Below are 15283 nucleotides of genomic sequence, written 5' to 3' on the forward strand. Positions count from 1 at the left end.
CCCAACCCTCTCCCAGAGGGAGCAAGAAGGGAGGGAGTAAGACCTCATGAGCCTCCTCCAAGTCACCGACCTCGGCAAATCCTTCGGCGGCGTCAAGGCCGTCGACGGCATCAGCTTCGACCTCGCAGCCGGCGAGCTGCTGGCGCTGATCGGCCCCAACGGCGCCGGCAAGTCCACCACCTTCAACATGGTGAACGGCCAGCTCCGGGCCGACCGCGGCTCGATCCGGCTCGACGGCGAAGAGCTGGTCGGCCGCAGGCCACGCGAGATCTGGCGCCTCGGCGTGGGCCGCACCTTCCAGATCGCCGAGACCTTCGCCTCGCTCACGGTGGTCGAGAACGTGCAGATGGCCTTGCTCTCGCATGACCACAAGCTGTTCTCGACCTGGCGCCGCGCCTCGGACCACAAACGCGGCGAAGCGCTGGCATTGCTCGACCAGGTCGGCATGAAGGCGCAGGCCGACCGGCCTTGCAGCGTGCTCGCGTACGGCGACGTCAAGCGCGTCGAGCTCGCCATCGCGATGGCCAACAGTCCGAAGCTGCTGCTGATGGACGAGCCGACCGCCGGCATGGCGCCCCAGGAACGCAATTCGCTGATGGCGCTGACCAAGCAACTGGTGATCGACCGCGGCATGGCCGTGCTCTTCACCGAACACAGCATGGACGTGGTGTTCGCGTATGCCGACCGCATGATCGTGCTCGCGCGCGGGCGCCTGATCGCGCAGGGCAAGCCGCTCGAGATCCGCGACCATCCGAAGGTGCAGGAGGTGTACTTCGGCTCCGGCAAGACTTTCGCACACCCCCAGGCTGCGCGCACTTCGTTGCGCTCCGCCACCCCCCTTGCAGGGGGCAGCGCCAGCAGCCCGGCAAAGCCGGTTCTGCGTCGCTCCTTGAAAGAGCCCGTATGACGAAAGACATCCTGCTCGAAGCCAAGGCCCTGTGCGCCTGGTACGGCGCCGCGCAGATCCTCTACGACGTCGACCTCGAAGTGCGGCGCGGCGAGGTCGTCGCGCTGATGGGCCGCAACGGCGCCGGCAAGTCGACCACGCTCAAGGCGCTGATCGGCATGCTCGCCAAGCGCCGCGGCGCGGTGCGCTTTCTCGGCCACGACATCTCGAAGAGCGAGCCGCACCATGCAGCGCGGCTGGGCCTGGGCTTCGTGCCGGAAGACCGGCGCGTGTTCACCGACCTCAGCGTGATGGAGAACCTCGAGGTCGGCCGCCAGGCCGCGCGCCGCTGGAGCGATGGCAGCGACGCGCCGCTGTGGACGCCCGAGCGCCTGTTCAAGCTGTTCCCCAATCTCGGCGAGATGCCGAACCGCCCCGGCGGCCGCATGAGCGGCGGCGAGCAGCAGATGCTGACGGTGGCGCGCACGCTGATGGGCAATCCCTACCTGGTGCTGCTCGATGAGCCTTCGGAAGGCGTCGCGCCGGTGATCGTCGAGCAGATGGCTCACATGATTCTCGAGCTCAAGGCGCAAGGCGTGAGCATCCTGCTGTCGGAGCAGAACATGCACTTCGCCGAACTGGTGTCCGACCGCGCGTACGTGCTCGAGAAAGGGCAGATCCGCTATCACGCGTCGATGGCCGATCTCGCGGCCAACGATGAAGTGCGACGCGCATATCTGAGTGTCTAGGCAGCAAGAGTTTTCAACCCGAGGAGCGACCCCATGCACGACATCCCACGCAGAACCCTCCTGAAGGCGACCGCCGCATTCGGCCTCGTCAGCGGCCTCGGCCTCGCGATGCCGATCTTGGCGGCCACGAAGATCAAGCCCGACGGCAAGTCCGCGCTGATCGTGGTCGACGTGCAGAACTGCTTCATCGACGGCGGCACGCTGCCGGTCAAGGGCGGTGCCGAGGTGGTGCCGGTCATCAACAAGCTGGCCGGCGCCTTCGGCAACATCGTCGTCACGCAGGACTGGCACACGCCGGGACATGCCTCGTTCGCGAGCAGCTATCCGGGCAAGAAGCCTTTCGAGACCACCAGGCTGAGCTACGGCACGCAGGTGCTGTGGCCCGACCACTGCGTGCAGGGCACCGACGACGCGGCGCTCGACAAGGACCTCAAGCTGCCCACCGCGCAGCTCATCATCCGCAAGGGCTTCCACAAGGACATGGACAGCTACTCGGCCTTCGAGGAAGCCGATCACAAGACGGCGACCGGGCTTGGCGGCTACCTGAAGCAGCGCGGCATCAAGAAGGTGTTCGTGACCGGCCTGGCGACCGACTTCTGCGTGGCCTGGACCGCGATGGATGCGCGCAAGGCCGGCTTCGAGGTCTATGTGATCGAAGACGCGACGCGCGCGATCGATCTCAATGGTTCGCTGGCCGCTGCGTGGAAACAGATGGCGGCAAAAGGGGTGAAGCGAATCCAGTCCGCCGACATCGAAAGCGCCTGAGCCGGCACGCCGAATGCCCGAGTTCGCACTGAAGGTCAATGGACGCCACGTCGAACTCGCGGTGCCGCACGAAGCGTCGCTGCTGCATGTGCTGCGCAACGACCTGAGACTCAACGGACCCAAGTACGGCTGCGGCCTGGGCCAGTGCGGCGCGTGCACGGTGTGGGTCGACGGCGTCGCGGCGCGCGCGTGCGTGATTCCGGCGCACGGCGTGGCGGGTCGTGAGATCACCACGCTCGAAGGTCTCGGCTCGCGCGAGAAGTGGCATCCCGTGCAGCAAGGCTTCGAGGATGCGCAGGCCGCGCAATGCGGCTACTGCCTCAACGGCATGGTGATGCAGGCCGCCGCGCTGCTGGCGCGGGACCCGCATCCGAGCGAGGCCCGCATCCGCAGCGAACTCTCCGGCAACCTGTGCCGTTGCGGCACGCACGTGGAGATCGTCGCCGCGGTGCAGCGCGCCGCGTGGCTGATCGCGAACGAGGACGCCACCACGTGACACGGCGCGCCGACCTGCCGCGCACGCGCAGCGAGTTCATGAATGCCGACGGCGTGCTGGTCGTCGTGCGCAAGACGCCGCCGCCACCGCCGCCCGCGCCCGGCCAGCCGCCCACGGTGTGGGGCAACCCGGCCGAAGGCGACGAGGTGCTGCTCGCGGTCTGGGACGACGGCAGCGTCAGCGCGCTCAATGGCCACGTCGATCTCGGCACCGGCATCCGGACCTCGCTCGCGCAGATCGTCGCCGAGGAACTGGATGTGCCTTTCGAGCAGGTCTGCATGATGCTCGGCGACACGGCGCGCGTGCCGAACCAGGGCGCGACCATCGCCAGCGCATCGATCCAGATCCATTCGCAGCCGCTGCGCCTTGCCGCGGCGCAGGCGCGTGCGTGGCTGGTGGCGCAGGCATCGGAGCGTTTCGGCGTGCAGCCTTCGCTGATGAAAGTGCGCGACGGCCGCGTGCAGGCCGGTGACGATGCCGCCTTCGGTGTCGGCTTCGGCGAGCTGGTCGCGGGCGCGCGCACGGTGTTGCATCTCGATGCCGATGCGCCGCTGAAGAACCCGGGCGACTACCGCGTCGTCGGCCGCTCGGTGCCGCGCGTCGACATCCCGGCCAAGCTCGCGGGCGAGCTCGCCTTCGTGCACGACATGCGCGTGCCCGGCATGCTGCACGGCCGCGTGCTGCGTCCGCCCTATGCGGGCGCGGACCACGGCGATTTCATCGGCAACACGCTCGAGTCGGTCGATGAATCGTCGATCGCGCACATCCCCGGCATTCGCGCGGTGGTCGTGATCCGCGACTTCGTCGGCATCGTCGCCGAGCGCGAGGAACATGCCGAGCAGGCGATGCGCGAACTGCGCGTGAAGTGGAAGCCATGGCCGGGCCTGCCCTCGCTCGACGATCTCGCGGGTGCGATCCGTGCCAATCCCGCGACCCAGCGGTTGCTGGTCGACGAAGGCGATGTCGATGGCGCGCTCGCCGCGGCCGCGCAGCCGATGCCGCGCACCTATGTGTGGCCCTACCAGATGCATGCGTCGATCGGGCCCTCGTGCGCGCTGGCGCATTGGGCGCCCGGCGGCGACGACGGATTTGCATTGCGCGTGTGGGCCGGTTCGCAGAATCCCCACGTGCTGCGCGCCGATCTCGCGCAGCTGATGGGCCTCGACGACACCGCGGTCGACGTGGTGCGCATGGAGGCCGCCGGCTGCTACGGCCGCAACGGCGCCGACGATGTCGCGGCCGATGCTGCGCTGCTCGCGCGCGCGGCCGGCGCGCCGGTGCGCGTGCAGCTCACGCGCGAGCAGGAACATCTGTGGGAGCCCAAGGGCGCCGCGCAGCTGATGCAGATCCGCGGCGGGCTCGATGCCGAGGGCGGCGTCGCGGCCTACGACTTCGAGACCTCGTACCCGTCGAACGGCGCGCCGACGCTCGCGCTGCTGCTCACGCGCACCATCGAACCGGTGGCGCAGGCCTTCGAGATGGGCGACCGCACCGCGCGCCCTCCCTATGCGTACGGCAACCTGCGCGTGAAGGTCAACGACATGGCGCCGATCGTGCGCGCCTCGTGGCTGCGCGGCGTGTCGGCGCTGCCGAGTTCGTTCGCGCACGAGTCCTATGTCGATGAGCTCGCGACCGCGGCCGGCGTCGACCCGGTCGCCTTCCGGCTGCGCCATCTGCGCGATCCGCGTGCGGCCGAGCTGGTGCGCGAGACCGCGCAGAAGGCCGGCTGGCGCATGCGCACCGGGCCGCAGGAGAACGCCGACGGCGGCCTCGGGCCGGGCGGCGATGTGCTGTTCGGCCAGGGCTTCGCCTATGCGCGTTACGTGCACAGCAAGTGGCCCGGCTTCGGCGCCGCGTGGTCGGCCTGGGTGGCCGATGTCGAGGTCAACCGCAGGACCGGCGAGGTGCATGTGCGGCGCGTGGTGGTCGGGCACGACGCGGGGCTGGTGGTCAATCCGGCCGGCATCGATCACCAGATCCACGGCAACGTGATCCAGAGCACGAGCCGCGCGCTCAAGGAGCGCGTGCGCTTCGCGCCGCAGGGCGGCGCGCCGGGCGTGCAGCAGCTGCCTGGCGTGCCGGCTTCGGGCGTGGTCGCGAGCCGCGAGTGGGGCAGCTACCCGATCCTCGATTTCCGCGAAGTGCCGGTGATCGAGGTGATGCACATGCAGCGGCCCGGCGAGCCGCCGCTGGGCGCGGGGGAGTCGTCGTCGGTGCCGGGGACGGCGGCGATCGCGAATGCGATCTTCGATGCCACGGGCCAGCGCTTTCGCGAGCCGCCGTTCACGCCGGAGGTTGTTCGCGCGGCCTTGAACCCGTCCTCACTCCCTCCCCCTCCGGGGGAGGGCTCGGGTGGGGGCACGCAGCGTGTGAACGATGACGGCGATGGCTACGGCCGCGTACCCCCATCCCAGCCTTCCCCCAGAGGGGGAAGGAGCAAGACGGCTTGGGCGGTGGGGATCGTGTTGGGTGGGCTCGGCGTCATCGCCGGCCTGCTCGGCTGGCGCTCCGTGATCGCACCGGTGTCGCTCAGCGCACCGGTCTACAGCCAGGCGACGATCGAACGCGGCCGCGTGCTCGCCGCGCTCGGCGACTGCGCCGTGTGCCACACCGCGCCGGGCGGCGTGCCCAACGCGGGCGGGCGCGCGATGGAAACGCCCTTCGGCACCCTCCACACCACCAACCTCACGCCCGATGCCGATACGGGCCTCGGCCGCTGGTCCTTCAGCGCCTTCCAGCGCGCGATGCGCGAAGGCGTCTCGCGCGACGGCCATCATCTCTATCCGGCCTTCCCGTACACCGCGTTCGCCAAGACCAGCGACGACGATCTGCAGGCGCTCTACGCCTACTTCATGTCCCTGCCGGCGGTGCGCGCCGAGACGCCGAAGGCCGAACTGAAATTCCCCTTCGGCCTGCGGCCGTTGATGGCCGGCTGGAACGCGCTCTTCCACGATCCCTCGCCCTACCAACCCGTGGCCACGCAAAGCGCCGAATGGAACCGCGGCGCCTACCTCGTCAACGGCCTCGGCCATTGCGGCGCCTGCCACACGCCGCGCAATGCGATGGGCGCGGAGCAGGGCGGCGCGGCCTTCCTGTCGGGCGCGCTCGTCGATGGCTGGGAGGCGCCGGCATTGACTTCGCTCTCGTCGTCCGCCGTGCCATGGAATGCGGATGCGCTCTACCGCTACCTGCGCCGCGGCCATGCGCCGCATCACGGCATCGCGGGCGGCCCGATGGCCGAGGTGGTGCGTGAACTCGCGGCGGTGCCGGATGCCGACATCCGCGCCATGGCGAGCTATCTCGCGAGCTTCAACCCATCGAGCGTCGCCGGCGACCACGCAGCGCGCGCGCAACGCGCCGTCGCCGACGCCGCGGCCGGCCGGGGGCAACTGCTCGGCAACGCGCAGCGCATGTTCGACAGCGCCTGCGCGGCCTGCCATCACGACGGCGACGGGCCGACGCTGCTGGGCGTCAACACGCCGCTCGCGCTCAACAGCAATCTCACGAGCGCACGGCCCGACAACCTGTTGCGCACCATCCTCGACGGCGTGCGCGAACCGGCCGCGCGCGACATCGGCTTCATGCCGGCGTTCGGCGATGCGCTCGACGATGCGCAGATCGTCGAGCTGGCCGGCTACATGCGCGCGCGCTTCGCGCCGCAGGCGCCGCCGTGGAACGACCTCGCGCGCGAGGTCGCGCGGCTGCGCGCTGAGCGTCCCTTACGATCGGCACCACACGGGCCGATCCGCCGGCTCGCCCTGATGGAGACGCCGCATGCCTTCGACCCTTTCGCCCACTCCGACCCTGCCTCGCGATGCCGAACGCGCCACGCTGATCGGACGCCTCTGGCAGCCCAATGTCGGCCCCGTGCTGGTCGCGGTGCACGAAGGAGGGCTGCACGACCTGTCGCGCATCGCGCCCACCTGCAGCGATCTGCTCGAACGCGACGATCCGGCGGCTGTCGTGCGCCAGGCGCTGCGCGACAAGTCCGCGCCGCATGTCGCCGCACTCGACGCGGCGCTGGCCAACAGCGACGAGGTGAAGCGTGATGCCGCGCAGCCCTGGCTGCTCGCGCCCTGCGACCTGCAGGCCATCAAGGCCAGCGGCGTGACCTTCGTCGCCAGCCTGCTCGAACGCGTGATCGAGGAGCAGTCGCGCGGCGATGCGTCGAAGGCCGAGTCGATCCGTGCCGCACTCGGCAGCGTGCTGGGCGACAACCTCGCGGGCATCGTGCCGGGCTCGCCGCAGGCGCAGAAGGTCAAGCAGCTGTTGATCGCGCAGGGCGCGTGGTCGCAGTACCTCGAGGTCGGCATCGGCCCCGATGCCGAGATCTTCACCAAGGCGCCGGTGCTGTCCGCGGTCGGCACCGGTGCCGATGTCGGCATTCATCCGGGGTCGGTCTGGAACAACCCCGAGCCCGAGGTCGTGCTCGCGGTCGACAGCCGCGGCCGCACGCTCGGCGCTGCGCTCGGCAACGACGTCAACCTGCGCGACTTCGAAGGCCGCAGCGCGCTGCTGCTCGGCAAGGCCAAGGACAACAACGCGTCCTGCGCGATCGGCCCCTTCATCCGCCTCTTCGACGATCGCTTCGGCATCGGCGACGTGCGCCGCATCACCGTGGGACTGCGCGTCGCGGGGCCGGAGGGCTTCGTGCTCGAAGGCGCGAGCTCGCTGGCGAAGATCAGCCGCGATCCGCTCGACCTCGTGGCGCAGGCCATCGGCCCGCACCATGCGTACCCGGATGGCCTGATGCTGTTCCTCGGCACCATGTTCGCGCCGACGCAGGACCGGCACGGACCGGGCCAGGGCTTCACGCACGTGGTGGGCGACCGCGTGACCATCTCGGCGCCCGAACTCGGCTCGCTGGAGAACCGCGTCGTCCATTCGGACCAGGCGGCGCGCTGGTCCTTCGGCATCGGCGCGCTGATGCGCAACCTCGCGGGGCGCGGATTGCTCTGATCGCCGCGAGGGCCTGTGTGAACAGGCCCTAGACCGTGGGTTGAATCCGGCTGATCGCGATCTCCTCGTCGCCGAAGATCTCGGCCCGCGTGAGGCGTCCGCTGGCGGTCTGCAGAAGGCATTCGAGCAGCTGCGCGCCCACCGTCTCGAGCGCTTCGCCCGCGAGGAGGGACGAGACATCGACATCGACGTTGTCGGCCAGCCGCTGCGCGGTCCGCGGGTTGCCCGTGATCTTGATCGTCGGCGCGATGGGGCAGCCCATGATGTTCATCTGGCCGGTGGTGAAGACGATCAGCTGGGCGCCGCCCGCGGCCAGGCCGGTCATCGACTCGGCCGCGGGCGCGGGCGTGTCCATCAGGTACAGGCCCTTGCCGGATGCGCGCTGGCCGTAGGGCAGCACGTCCTGGATGGTGCCGGTGCCGCCCTTGATGATGGCGCCCAGGGACTTCTCCTCGATGCTGCTGATGCCGCCGCGGATGTTGTCCGGCACCGGGTTGGCGCCGCGGATGTCCACGCCGCGCGCATGCGCGTCGTCCTCGATCCGCTTCACCGCGGCGAAGATGGATTTCGCCACGCTCTCGTCGCGCGCGCGGCGCGCCAGCACGGTTTCGGCGCCCATCCATTCCGAGGTTTCCGACAGATAGACCACGCCGCCCGCATCGACCACCTGGTCGGCCACCCAGCCGAGCGCGGGATTCGAGGCCAGGCCCGAGGTGGTGTCGGTGCCGCCGCATTCCACGCCGAGCGTCAGCGCCGAGAGCGGACATCGTTCGGGGCGCTGGGCCGTGGCGTTCTGCACCATCGACGCGAGGATGCGCATGCCCTTGGCGATGGCCTCCACGGTGCCGCCCACGTCCTGGATCGAGATGGACTCGACCGGCTTGCCGCTGGCGGCGATCGCCTCCGCGACCTTGCGCGCGGACACCTGCTCCAGGCTCACCACCAGCACGGCGGCGATGTTGGGATTGGATGCGAGTCCGACCTGCGTGCCGCGGAACAGTTCGTCGTCAGCGCCGAACTGCCCCCGGCCGTACCACACCGGCAGCGGCAGCGTGCCGCGCACGAGCTGCGCCAGATGACGGACCACGCCGTTGGCGTTGTCCATCACCGCGAGAATGGCGACGTGGTTGCGGATGCCGACCCGGCCGTCCGGGCGCCGGTAACCCCAGAAGGTGTGCGTCATGGCCGGCCCTCCGCGCCCTGGAGGTCGCCGCGTCCGCGCTGGCTCTCGAGGTTGTGGACATGGACCAGCGCGCCTTCGCGGATCTCGCACATCGCTCGGCCGATCGATTCGCCGTACTTGATGATCTCGCCGTCCTGCGGGATGCGGCACAGCGCGATCTTGTGGCCGAAGGGCACCGCCTCGACGGCCGTCACCTGGGCGTCGCGCGTGCGCACGACCTCGCCCGATTCGACGTCGGCCAACAGGGTCGCGACGTTATCCTGCGGATGCAGGACGCTGGTTTTCATGTCCATCGTGGGTCTCCGAGAGTAGGGCGGCTGCAAGTGCCGCGTTGAACCGATCCATGTCCTGCGCATCCGGCAATGCGCGCAATGCCAGATGCAGCCGCCGCGCCGCGGAATGGCCCACCGCCGGTTCGGCGCAGGCGAGAAACTTGGCGCCGAGCTGCGCTTCGTCCATCGGGTTGGCCGGGCTGCCGAGGTTGTGCCGGACGTAGGCCTCGTGCACCCGCCCGCCGCGCAGGGTCACGCGAACGCGTGCGGGAAACGAGGCGGGGTATTCGGGCAGCGCCGCGACCTTCCAGGTCACGCGGCTCGCGATCGCCCGCGCAATGGGATCCGCGCGCTGGGCCGCATCGAAGCTGCCGTTGTCCAGATGACCGTCGAGCAAGGCCCGCGCCATGCAGTACGGCGCCGAGAAGCGCGCCTCGTACGCGGTCTGCACGTTCAGCTTGCGCTCGCGCGGTTCGTACACGAGCGGCACGTACAGGTCCGGCACCTCGCAGGCGATCTCCTCGATGTCGTCCCATCGCTCGGCTGCGATCGAGCCGGCCTCGCGCAGCTGAAGCATCGCCTGCACCTGCGGATGGACGCACAGACAGGCGGGATAGGGCTTGGGGCCCATGAGCTCGACTTCCCAGGGATCGCCGATGCGCGCGTCGATTCGCGAGGCATCGACCTCGGCGCGCGCATAGGAACGGAAGATGCCGAAGCGGCCCTCGAACACCGTCGCCGGCCCGGTGAATCCGGCCTTCGCCAGCTGCGCCGCCTTGATGCCGGCCGATGCAGCCCAGCCGGGATGCATCTGCTTGACCGAACTGCCGTCCGCGAGGAACTCCATCGAGCCCGCCGCCATGCTGCCCGCGATGCCGAAGGCATGAAGCGCCTGCGCCGCATCGAGCCCGAGCAGGCGCGCGGCGACGCTGGTCGTCGCGAAGGTGCCGAGCACCGACGTGGACTGGAAGCCATGCAACTGGAAGCGGCCGGGTGCCAGCCGTCCGAGGCGCGCGGCGACTTCGTAGCCCACGATGGCGGCGGCCAGCATCTCGCGCGGACTCGCACCGAGATGCTGTGCGAGCCCGAGCGCGGCCGGAACGACCGCGGCGCTGGAATGCATCACCGCCGCCGCATGCAGGTCGTCGAAATCGAGCGCGTGCGCCAGCATGCCGTTGGCGAGGACCGCGTCGGACAGCGGCGCGCCGAAGCCCGCGCCCCAGACGCTCACCCGGCCCGGGCCGGCCTGCCGTGCCAGCGCGACACCCGCGGTGCCGGCGCCGCTGGCCAGCGCCGCCAGCGCGACGCCGAGCGTGTCTTCCATGCACAGGGCCGCGCGCGCATGCACGCGCGGCGGAATGTCCGACGCGGGCAAGCCGTGCAGCTGATTCACCAGTTTGCTGGCGATCGTTGCCATGGGCGTCAATCGATGCGCCGCAGTTCGAAGCGGCTGCCTTGCTGGCAGCGCAGGATCGCGCAGGCGAAGGGGCCGAGCGGCAACGCGTCGTTCGAGCGCTGCGCATCGATCCGCACCCAGCCGCGCAGGCTCGGACCGTCGGGGTTGGCGATCTCGCACAGCACGCCGTCCGTCGCGCCCAGTCGTTGGGCCGACGCAGTCGAAAGGCTGAAGATGCGACGCGCGCCGTCGTACTGGTCGCTCTCGGTGGACTGCACCTGGAGCCGGACGCGCGCATCCATCATCGCGCGGCGAAGCCTGTCGGTGGCGCGTTCGTCCACCTCGCCGATATCGGTCAGCGCCACGCCGTAGCGCGCGCGTGCCATCTCGGCGCTGGTCACCCCCACGGCGACGTCGGCCGCCACGCGGGCCGGTTCGCGCAGCGCCGGGTCGCCCCAGCCGCCGCCGCCGGCGGTTTCGATGCGCAGGATGTCGTCCTGGTGCAATTCGAAGGCCGCGATCTTGCCGGGAATGGGCGAGGTCTCGATCGCCTTGCCCTCGCGCAGCACCGTGTAGCGGTTGCCCTGGCCGGCGCTGGCGCCCGCCACGCCGTAGGGCGGAATCGTGTTGCGGTCGGACAGAACCGAAAGCACGGCCTTCGCGTCCAGCACGCGGACTTCGCGCCGCATGCCGCAGCCGCCTCGGAAGCGGCCGTGGCCGTGGCTGTCGGCGCGGATCGCGATCTGCTCGACCTGCAGCGGCATCTCGCTTTCGATGACTTCCGCCGAGCCGATCGAATTGAAGTCGCCCTCGGTGTAGGTGCGCGTCACGTGGCTGCCGTCGCCGCGCCCGGTCGCTGCGGTGCCGCCGGCCGGGTATTCGTAGAACAGGTAGAAGGGACGCGCGCCCTGGCGGCCGCCGCCGCCGGCGATGGAGGTGTGATTGCCGCTGCCCTTGAGGTCGCCCACCATCTTGGCCGGCACCGCCTGCCCCAGCGCGCCCGCGATGAGCGAGTCCAGCAATGTCTTGACCTCGACCGAGCCGGCACAGGCCACCGGTGCGCGGGCGTTGATGAAGCTGCCCTCGGGCGCGTGCACGCGGATCGGCTGGAAGGAGCCGTGGTTGATGGGCGTGTCCGGGTCGAGGAAGGCCTTCAGGATCGTCCCGGCCGAGTTGATCGCCATCGCCGGCCCCACGTTCGTCGGTCCCGCGGTCTGGGGCGAGGCGTCGAAGAAGTCGACGTCGATGGTGTCGTCGTGCACCGTCATGCGAAGCCGCGCGACCAGCGGTTCGGCCGTGTGGCCGTTGCTCTCCACATAGCCTTCGGCGCAATAGACGCCGTTGGGGCAGGCGCGGATGCGTTCGCGCATCACCAGCTCGGCATTGGCGATCAGGGTGGCGATCGCGTTCAGCATCGTCGCGGTGCCGAAGCGCGTGCACAGCCGGCGCACGTGCTCGCCCGCCTTGGTGGCCGCGCCCATCATGGTCTCGAAGTCGCCGCGCCGCTCCGCCGGTGCGCGCATGTTGGCGAACAGCAGCTCCATGATCTCGCGGTGGATCCGGTGGCCGGTGGCGATCCGCGTGGGCGGTATGCGCACGCCTTCCTGGTAGATCTCGGTCGAGCGGCCGGTGATGCTGCCCGCCGTCATGCCGCCCACGTCGCCCCAGTGGCTGCGCACCGCGGAGAACGCGACCAGCGTCGTGTCCACGAAGATGGGCTGGATCAGCAGGATGTCGTTGAGATGGGTGCCGCCGGTGTACGGGTCGTTGTGCAGGAAGGCGTCGCCGGGATGCATGTCGCTGCCGTAGCTGCGAATGATCTCGCCGGCCGAATGCGGCACCGCGAAGATGTGGATGGGATTGTCGTCGAGCGATTGCGCCAGCAGCTTGCCGTCCGCCGTCAGCAGCGCGCACGAGAAGTCGTGGCCCTCGTAGATGATCGACGAAAAGGATGCGTGAATCACGTTGGCACGCATCTCGTTGACCACGGACACCATGGACTCGCGGATGAGTTCGAGCTCGCCGAACCTGGACATCGTCGGATCTCCTTGTCTACAACACGGAATGGAACGCGCGGAAGCTGCGCGCTGCGGGCGGGCGGTAGGTCTGCGCGCGGATGAACGATTCGTCCACCGTGATGCCCAGTCCCGGCTTGCGGGGCAATTCGATATGGCCCTGGACCGGCACCAGCGCATCCGGGGCGACCTGGTGCGAGATCGATTCCAGCGGAACGAAATACTCGGTGATGAGGAAGTTCGGCATCGTGGCCGCGGCCTGGACTGTCGCGGCCAGCGCCACCGAGGTCGAGTTGTAGTTGTGCGGCGAGACGGCCACCATGAAAGGCTCGGCCATCGCGGCGATTTCCTTGAGCTCGAGGATGCCGCCGACGTTGGACACGTCCGGGTTGATGATGTCCGCCGCCTCGGCCTCGAACACGGGTCGGAAGGCCGACTTGGTGTAAAGCTCCTCGCCGGTCACGATCGGCGTGCGCAGGCGCCGGCGGATCTGGGCCATGGCCTGGAGGTTGTGCGCCTGGCAGGGTTCCTCGAACCAGTAGATGCCGTATTCCTCGTAGCGCTGCGCGAGCGCGATCGCATGCATCGGCGCGAGCCGCCGATGGTTGTCGATCAGGATCTCCACGCCGTCGCCGACCGCGCTGCGCACCTCGGCCAGGATCTTGACGGCGACGTCCATCTGCTCCCGGGTGGCGAAGGTGCGCCAGGGCTTGGGCAGCGGATCCATCTTGATGGCGTCGAAGCCCTGCGCCACCATCCTGGCGGCAGCCTGGGCGTGCTCGCGTGGCGTCTCGAGTCCGTAACCCCATCCGTTGGCGTAGACGCGGAAACGCTCGCGAACGGGACCGCCCAGCAGGTTGTAGACCGGTTGCCCGAGTGTGTGGCCCGCGGCGTCCCACATCGCCTGTTCCAGCGCGCTCAGCGCGGCGAACAACTCGAGCGAGCCGCGGCGCTGCGCAAAGTCGTCGAAGGCGATCTGGCAGAAGTTCTTGATGCCGAAGACGCTGCGGCCCTTCAGGCAGCGGCTCAGTTCGGCGATCTGCTCGACGATCGCCCGATCGCGGTCGTATTGCGTGTAGGCCTCGCCCCATCCGACCACGCCGTCGGCGGTCTCCACGCGCACGAACACGAGGTTCTTGCGCCAGTCCGGATTGATGACGAAGGTCTCGATGCGCTCGATGGACGTCCCTGGCGGACATGGCGTTTCTGCGATCGCCGTCGCGGCGGCCGTCGCTGTCGAGCTCATGATTCGCCGGCTTCCGCGATGCTGGCATCGAGCGCCTCGCAGGCGCGGTCGATCTGCGCATCGGAGATGACCAGCGGCGGCGTGATCCGCAGCACGTTGCCATTGACGCCGGTGGTGGAGATCAGCCCGCCGCGCGCGACCATGGCGTGCTCGATCTTCTTCGCCGCGGCGGCGGCAGGCTCCTTGCCGCCGCGCTCCACGATCTCCAGGCCGATCATCAGTCCCTTGCCGCGCACGTCGCCGAGCATCGGTCTGCGGCGCTGGATGTCCTGCAGGTTCTTCATGAAGCGCTCGCCCGCCTTCTGCGCACGCTCGATCAGGTTCTCGGACTGCAGCACATCGAGCACCGCGTGCGCGGCCGCCATGCCGAGCTGGTTCTTCGCGCCATAGGTGGTGAAGTGGTCCGGCGGGTCGAAGGCGGTGCCGAGTTCCTCGGTCGCGATGAAGCCGCCCAGCGGCACGCCGCCGCCGATCGTCTTGGCGAAGGTCACGATGTCGGGCTTGGCGCCATACCACTCGTGCGCGAACCACTTGCCGGTGCGGCCGAAGCCGACGAACACCTCGTCGTGGATCAGCGTGACCTTGTACCTCGCCAGGATCTCCTGCACCTTTTTCCAATAGCCTTCGGGCGGCGTGATGACGCCGCCCACGCCCAGGATCGGCTCGGCGATCATCACCGCCGCATCGCCCGGCATGCGGGTCTTGATGGCGTCCTCGATGGCGTCCGCGCATTTCATTGCGCAGCTGTCGTTCTGGAGTCCGAACGGGCAGCGATAGCAGTAGGGCGCATGCACGTGCACGACCCCGGGGAAGATGCCGAAGGTGGCCATGCCGCGCTTCTGCTTGGACAGGCCGGTGAGCGCGGAGCTGAGCGACAGCCGGCCGTGAAAGCCGTGGTCGAAGGCGATGATGCCGTAGCCCTGCTTGCGCGTGTTGACGGCATGCTTGAGGCTGGCCTTGATCGCCCCCTCGTTGGATTCGGCGCCGCTGTTGGCGAAGAAGGTGCGCTTCAGGCGGTTGTCCGTGAGCCCGGCCAGCCGCTCGGCCAGCGTGAGGGTCATGCGGCTGTGGTAGCGCCCGGGCACCTGCAGCAGCAGATCGGCCTGCTTCTTGATGGCCTCGACCACCTTCGGGTGGCAGTGGCCCACCGAGGCCACGCCCGGGCCACCTTCGAGGTCGATGTACGAGCGGCCTTCCTCGTCGAAGATTTCCGCGCCGACGCCCCTGGTCAGCACCGGCTCGATGTTCTGGTTGACGACGAGGTAGTCGTTCAGCGATGTTGCGCTCTTCATGGAATCTCCTTGGGTCATGGGTGC

At 69.3% G+C, this 15283-nt stretch carries 12 protein-coding genes; 6 read left to right on the forward strand and 6 right to left on the reverse strand.

The window, feature by feature from the left end; translation table 11 throughout:
- Nucleotides 1-46: 46 nt before the first annotated feature.
- Genes WDLP6_RS01040 through WDLP6_RS01065 form a run of 6 tightly spaced genes read left to right on the forward strand, consistent with a single transcriptional unit; the run spans nt 47 to nt 7855 of the window.
- Nucleotides 47-907, forward strand: coding sequence for an ABC transporter ATP-binding protein (locus tag WDLP6_RS01040; protein ID WP_232076927.1), 861 nt, complete (start codon nt 47-49; stop codon nt 905-907).
- Nucleotides 904-1635 carry an ABC transporter ATP-binding protein gene (locus WDLP6_RS01045; RefSeq protein ID WP_162590853.1) on the forward strand — a complete coding sequence of 244 codons (732 nt, stop codon included), beginning with the start codon at nt 904-906 and terminating at the stop codon, nt 1633-1635. Before WDLP6_RS01040 ends, WDLP6_RS01045 begins: the two co-directional genes overlap by 4 nt.
- Before the next feature lie 33 nt (nt 1636-1668).
- The gene (gene pncA, locus WDLP6_RS01050) at nt 1669-2400 is read left to right on the forward strand and encodes a bifunctional nicotinamidase/pyrazinamidase (RefSeq protein WP_162590854.1); all 732 of its coding nucleotides are present in this window, start codon (nt 1669-1671) and stop codon (nt 2398-2400) included.
- Nucleotides 2401-2413: 13 nt separating this feature from the next.
- Nucleotides 2414-2896, forward strand: a complete 483-nt coding sequence (locus tag WDLP6_RS01055) for a (2Fe-2S)-binding protein (protein ID WP_162590855.1) — start codon at nt 2414-2416, stop codon at nt 2894-2896.
- On the forward strand, nt 2893-6945 hold the full coding sequence (locus WDLP6_RS01060) for a molybdopterin cofactor-binding domain-containing protein (RefSeq protein ID WP_232076928.1): 4053 nt from the start codon (nt 2893-2895) through the stop codon (nt 6943-6945). The genes WDLP6_RS01055 and WDLP6_RS01060 overlap by 4 nt, the downstream gene beginning before the upstream one ends.
- Entirely contained in the window at nt 6860-7855 is a 996-nt protein-coding gene (locus tag WDLP6_RS01065; RefSeq protein WP_232076929.1) for a fumarylacetoacetate hydrolase family protein, read from the forward strand. The genes WDLP6_RS01060 and WDLP6_RS01065 overlap by 86 nt, the downstream gene beginning before the upstream one ends.
- A 28-nt stretch (nt 7856-7883) precedes the next feature.
- On the opposite strand, the gene WDLP6_RS01070 is transcribed toward WDLP6_RS01065, so the two are convergent.
- The 6 genes from WDLP6_RS01070 to WDLP6_RS01095 are packed head-to-tail and all read right to left on the reverse strand — an operon-like array spanning nt 7884 to nt 15259.
- Nucleotides 7884-9038: a UxaA family hydrolase gene (locus WDLP6_RS01070; RefSeq protein ID WP_162565339.1), complete on the reverse strand. Its 1155-nt coding sequence runs from the start codon at nt 9036-9038 to the stop codon at nt 7884-7886.
- Nucleotides 9035-9325, reverse strand: a complete 291-nt coding sequence (locus WDLP6_RS01075) for a UxaA family hydrolase (protein ID WP_197910126.1) — start codon at nt 9323-9325, stop codon at nt 9035-9037. The genes WDLP6_RS01070 and WDLP6_RS01075 overlap by 4 nt, the downstream gene beginning before the upstream one ends.
- The gene (locus WDLP6_RS01080) at nt 9294-10727 is read right to left on the reverse strand and encodes an MmgE/PrpD family protein (protein ID WP_162590858.1); all 1434 of its coding nucleotides are present in this window, start codon (nt 10725-10727) and stop codon (nt 9294-9296) included. Before WDLP6_RS01080 ends, WDLP6_RS01075 begins: the two co-directional genes overlap by 32 nt.
- 5 nt (nt 10728-10732) lie before the next feature.
- On the reverse strand, nt 10733-12742 hold the full coding sequence (locus WDLP6_RS01085) for a hydantoinase B/oxoprolinase family protein (protein WP_162590859.1): 2010 nt from the start codon (nt 12740-12742) through the stop codon (nt 10733-10735).
- Nucleotides 12743-12758: 16 nt separating this feature from the next.
- Nucleotides 12759-13967, reverse strand: coding sequence for a mandelate racemase/muconate lactonizing enzyme family protein (locus WDLP6_RS01090; RefSeq protein ID WP_162590860.1), 1209 nt, complete (start codon nt 13965-13967; stop codon nt 12759-12761).
- Entirely contained in the window at nt 13964-15259 is a 1296-nt protein-coding gene (locus WDLP6_RS01095; RefSeq protein ID WP_162590861.1) for an aspartate aminotransferase family protein, read from the reverse strand. The genes WDLP6_RS01090 and WDLP6_RS01095 overlap by 4 nt, the downstream gene beginning before the upstream one ends.
- Nucleotides 15260-15283: the final 24 nt, after the last annotated feature.

The organism is Variovorax sp. PBL-E5 (assembly GCF_901827185.1).
Classification (GTDB): Bacteria; Pseudomonadota; Gammaproteobacteria; order Burkholderiales; family Burkholderiaceae_C; genus Variovorax.